Source organism: Embleya sp. NPDC005971 (assembly GCF_040629175.1).
In the GTDB taxonomy this organism is placed as follows: domain Bacteria; phylum Actinomycetota; class Actinomycetes; order Streptomycetales; family Streptomycetaceae; genus Embleya.
Window position 1 is genome coordinate 1 of the sequence record NZ_JBEXUX010000158.1, and the last position, 3,933, is coordinate 3,933.

Genomic DNA, 3,933 nt, shown 5'->3' on the forward strand with positions numbered 1-3,933 from the left:
TTCGACGCCGAGTGCGTTGATGCGGTCGCCGAAGGTCGAGTCGCTCACGCCGCCTCCGTCCGCTGCTGCCGCTCTGCCCGCATGAGCCGCTGCCACCCTGCGATGGCGGGGTTGCTGCTCTCGACCGACCGGAGCCTGGTTGCCAGTTCGGCGGCTTCCAGGTCGGCGGTGAGGTAGAGCGGCCGGTGGGTGTCTGCTCCGGCGATGGGCTGGACGTACACCCGCTCGCCCTGGTTGTTGATGTAGCCGTGCTTGCGCCAGTGGTTGATGACGCAGCGGTGGCGGCCGTGTCGGCCGGCGAAGGCGGCTGCGGTGGTGATGTCGCCGGGGCGGAGGTCGTCGGGGTCGATGTCGTCGCGGTGCACGGTCACCCCCTGGACGCGAAGAACCCCCTCGCGGTGGAGGGGGTTCGAGGTTCGGGGCACACGTGTGGTGCTGCATGAATGTTGCACCCTTACGTGATCACCGTGCAAGTCGCCGCGCCTACGGTCTCCACGCCTCCTGGTAGTCGGGGTGGTCGTCGTACACCGTGGCGAGGTGGCGGACTGTCGGGCAGGGCCATTCGGCGCGGTTGACAATCCATTCGACCCGGCTGGCCGTACCGATCGACCGGACGCCGTCGGCGCATTGCGCGCAGCCGTCCATGGGCAAGTGGCGGTGCTCCGCAAGGATCGCCCGCCGGGCCGCCACGTCGCGGAGGCCGCGCGCGGGGTCGTAGCGGGCGATGTGCCGGATGCGGTCCTCGTACTTGGCCGCATCCCCTCCGGGGAGGACTGCGATCCGGCCGTAGGGGTCTGCTGCGGCGCTGATGTGGCCAGTTGCCGGGCCGTCCCAAGGCTTGCTTACGGACCACGTCCACTCCTCGCCGTCAAGGCGCTGGGCTTCGCGCTCAGCCTCGTCGAGCCGGGCGCGGAGGAACGCCACCAGGTCGGCGGTCACGATGCCTCCTTGGGCAGTGGTGCGATGTGGATGCTCTCCCCGTGGACGCGCTCCTGCTCGACGAGCCACGCGTACAGGGCGGTGCGTTCGGTGATGCCGTCCGGTTGCGCGTCGACCAACCAGGGGTGCTGCCGGAGGAGTTCGGGGTGGGTGACTGCCGTGGTGCGCTTCACGCTGAACGCTTCGAGCTGGTCGCCGAACATGGTGCGTTCGCCGGTCATGTAGGTGAGAAGTTCGCACACGCCGTCGATGGGCGGTCGCCTCCGGGAGAGCAGCCGGCCGGTGGTGATCGACAGGACGTCGGCGAGCGGGAAGGCGATGGTGTCGGTCACGCGTGCTCCTTCGGCTTCGGCATGACGCCGGAGACGCTGTCGACCTCGGCAATGAACTCGCGGCTGACCTTGGCGACGTGCTCGGCCATTTCGGCGCGGATGCCCTCGGGCAGATGCGGTGCCGCCAGCGCGGCGAGTTCGAGATATGCCGCATGCATGCCTGTGGCCAGCGGCGCCAGATTGCGGATTACGTACAGGTAAACGTCTTCGCGGGTCAGGGTCTCGTCCATGGTTCATCCTCTCGCAGTGGTCTGTCGTGCAGGTGTGGTTCCGGGCCACACGGGCTCGTCGTCGATGGCGTAGGTCCGCTCCCCCGGCCGGGGTTCCGGCCCCTCTCGGTGGGGGTGTAGAGCGCTCTGAGCAGGCTCTACACCTTCGGGAGAGGGGCCGGTCTCCGGTCGGGGAGCGGGGTCGGGGAGGTCGTCGCGGTGGATGCCGGTGCGGACTCGGCCGTGCTTGCCGCCGATGCGCACGGACCGCCGGACGGGCACTCCCAACCGGTTGAGCCAGGCGCGGAGTTGCTCGTGGTCGAGCCCGACCGCAGCAGCCAACGCGTCCAGGTGGATGCCTGGTTGGTCGCCGATCAGCCGGCGGAGGACGTCGACGTCGTGGGCAACATCCTCCGGTGTCGGCGGGGCGGGCGGCGCCGGCGGTTCCTCCTCGTCCCGCTCGGCTTCCGCCTGCTCGACCTCCGCGTCGGGCTCGGTCGCGGGTCCGTGCCACCAGGCCGCGGCGAGCCATGCGGGGGTGGCGACCGCCAGCGTGGCCGGCCCGAGTTGCCAGCCGACCCACGCTCCGCCGAGCAGCATGCCGCCGCGGGTGGCGATGGCCCCGCGGCGCTCCTCCGCGCCCGCTGTCTCGCTCGCGACCCACGCGGTGACCCGGTCGACCAGGACGCGGTGGCCGTCGACCGCCCGGTCCACCCCGCGCCGCGCGAGCAGCACGGGGAGGATCGGGAGGCGTCCGGTCACCGGCCGGTGGTGGTCTGGGTGACGGAGTTCCCGACGTTGTTGCCGGTCTGCTGGATGGTGAGTCGCAGGACGCCGAACAGGCCGGCGGTGGTGGCGGTGAGGCACATGACGACGATGGTCATGATCGTCCAGGTCTTGGCCTGCTTGTGGGCGGTCTTCCAGCCCTTGACGCCCATGCCGAGGATGAAGACGGCGATGATCAGGGCGCCGGTGCCGGTCGCTCCGCTGCTGATGTCCAGCCCCTGGGGCGAGGCGGGCGGCTGTTGGGGGGCGGTGCCCGCTGCGTGTTGGGCGAGCATCTGGCCGGCGAGGTCGTGGACGTGCGGGTACTCGTGCATGGCGGGTCCTCAGTGGGTGTAGAGCGCGGCGGCGGCTGCGATGAGCGCCCAGATGCCGGCGAGTCGGAGTGCGGTGCGGTGGACGGTGCGTGCGGGCAGGCTCGGCGCGAGGGCGAGGAGGCCGATCAGCGCGAGGTTGGCCAGGAGCACGCCCGTCAGGACGGCGGGCATCACCCGGTGGCGACGGAGAGCTTGGGGGTGGCGTCGGGGGCGAAGAGGTGCCCGCCGCCGCTGTCCCGCTCGGGGAGCGGGGTCAGGACACCGCGGGCGACCCACTTGCGGACGGTGTCCGGCTTGACGCCGTGGTCTTCGGCGACCTGGGCGGTGGTGCGGGCCTTGCGCCGGGGCTCCGTGACGGCGCGGGACGCGGCGGCACTGGGGGCCAGGACGACCGGGACGGACACCGGGATGGCGGTCGGCCCGGGGAGCACGACCCGGCCGGTGGCGACGAACCGGCGCGGTACCCGCCGGGGTTGGCCGCCGGCCTGCGGGACGGCTGTCCCAGCCCGTTCCGCCCGGGGGACGGGGGTCGCCGCGAGGTGGAGCAGGTGGCCCAGGACGAGGGGCGGGACGCAGGACACGACCCAGACGAGCCATTCGGGTGCGCGCGGGTCGGCCGACCAGTGTCCCGTCACGAACATGTGGCTGACCGGTTGGGCCGACATGGCGAGGGACAGTGACACGACGGCGCCGGCGGCGGCTGATCGGTGTCCCGGGACGCCGCGCGGGCGTGTCCCGGCGACCGAGGTGGCGATGCCTGCATAAGCGGCCAGGACGGCGGCCATGCCCCATGCGAGGCGGCTGTCCCAGCCGGCCAGGACGGCGAGGTGGTGCTCGCCGGGCGCGCACATGACGAGGACGGTGACGGCGACCTTCGGCCGGCCGATCGCCACGAACGCCCGGACCCAGGGTGGGGGCGGGACGGTGTCCCGGAGGGGTGGTGTGTGCGGGACACGCCGGTGCGGGGTGCACCTGGCGATCAACCGCGAGATACGGTTTCGCGAAGCCACGATGAGACCTCTGATCTCTGAGTGGTAGCCGCGGCGGGGTTCGCTCCCTGCCGTGGTCAGGCCCTCTACCGGTGTTCCACCACTGGTCGGGGGCCGTTTTGCTGTTGTCGTGCCGCCTTTATATCACGGTCCGTGATGGATTGTGGCGAAAATCCGAGCGCGGCGGGACGCGGGACGGCCCTGTCCCGCAAGGAAGTTCGTGATCTTGAGACCCCCGGACGCGCTGTCCCGCAGGTCAGTCCTGGGCAACCGGAGCGGGCAGCAGTTCGCTCACGTTGTCCGGGGCGCCCGGGACGGTCGTGTAGTCCTGTCCCGGGATGGCGGCGAGGTGCGTGGCAGGGAC

General features: G+C 71.6%; 8 protein-coding genes. All 8 read right to left on the minus strand.

Annotation, left to right across the window (positions count from 1 at the left end; all coding sequences use genetic code 11):
* Window positions 1-44: 44 nt before the first annotated feature.
* Complete coding sequence (locus ABZ374_RS48145) at window positions 45-371, minus strand: hypothetical protein (protein WP_360325085.1); 327 nt, start codon at window positions 369-371, stop codon at window positions 45-47.
* A gap of 112 nt (window positions 372-483) precedes the next feature.
* The gene (locus ABZ374_RS48150; protein WP_360325088.1) at window positions 484-939 is read right to left on the minus strand and encodes a DUF6221 family protein; all 456 of its coding nucleotides are present in this window, start codon (window positions 937-939) and stop codon (window positions 484-486) included.
* Window positions 936-1,271, minus strand: a complete 336-nt coding sequence (locus ABZ374_RS48155) for a hypothetical protein (RefSeq protein ID WP_360325090.1) — start codon at window positions 1,269-1,271, stop codon at window positions 936-938. The genes ABZ374_RS48150 and ABZ374_RS48155 overlap by 4 nt, the downstream gene beginning before the upstream one ends.
* Window positions 1,268-1,501: a hypothetical protein gene (locus tag ABZ374_RS48160; RefSeq protein WP_360325092.1), complete on the minus strand. Its 234-nt coding sequence runs from the start codon at window positions 1,499-1,501 to the stop codon at window positions 1,268-1,270. The genes ABZ374_RS48155 and ABZ374_RS48160 overlap by 4 nt, the downstream gene beginning before the upstream one ends.
* A 3-nt stretch (window positions 1,502-1,504) precedes the next feature.
* On the minus strand, window positions 1,505-2,242 hold the full coding sequence (locus tag ABZ374_RS48165; RefSeq protein ID WP_360325095.1) for a hypothetical protein: 738 nt from the start codon (window positions 2,240-2,242) through the stop codon (window positions 1,505-1,507).
* Window positions 2,239-2,580, minus strand: coding sequence for a hypothetical protein (locus ABZ374_RS48170; RefSeq protein ID WP_360325098.1), 342 nt, complete (start codon window positions 2,578-2,580; stop codon window positions 2,239-2,241). The genes ABZ374_RS48165 and ABZ374_RS48170 overlap by 4 nt, the downstream gene beginning before the upstream one ends.
* Window positions 2,581-2,589: 9 nt before the next feature.
* Window positions 2,590-2,751 carry a hypothetical protein gene (locus ABZ374_RS48175; RefSeq protein ID WP_360325100.1) on the minus strand — a complete coding sequence of 54 codons (162 nt, stop codon included), beginning with the start codon at window positions 2,749-2,751 and terminating at the stop codon, window positions 2,590-2,592.
* Window positions 2,751-3,431, minus strand: coding sequence for a hypothetical protein (locus tag ABZ374_RS48180; RefSeq protein WP_360325102.1), 681 nt, complete (start codon window positions 3,429-3,431; stop codon window positions 2,751-2,753). Before ABZ374_RS48180 ends, ABZ374_RS48175 begins: the two co-directional genes overlap by 1 nt.
* Between the last annotated feature and the right edge of the window lie 502 nt (window positions 3,432-3,933).

Bases quoted from the DNA above. Each gene is read 5' to 3' on its own strand.
- ABZ374_RS48160 (WP_360325092.1), bottom strand. From the start codon at position 1,501: ATGGACGAGACCCTGACCCGCGAAGACGTTTACCTGTACGTAATCCGC.
- ABZ374_RS48170 (WP_360325098.1), bottom strand. From the start codon at position 2,580: ATGCACGAGTACCCGCACGTCCACGACCTCGCCGGCCAGATGCTCGCC.
- ABZ374_RS48175 (WP_360325100.1), bottom strand. From the start codon at position 2,751: ATGCCCGCCGTCCTGACGGGCGTGCTCCTGGCCAACCTCGCGCTGATC.
- ABZ374_RS48180 (WP_360325102.1), bottom strand. From the start codon at position 3,431: ATGTGCGCGCCCGGCGAGCACCACCTCGCCGTCCTGGCCGGCTGGGAC.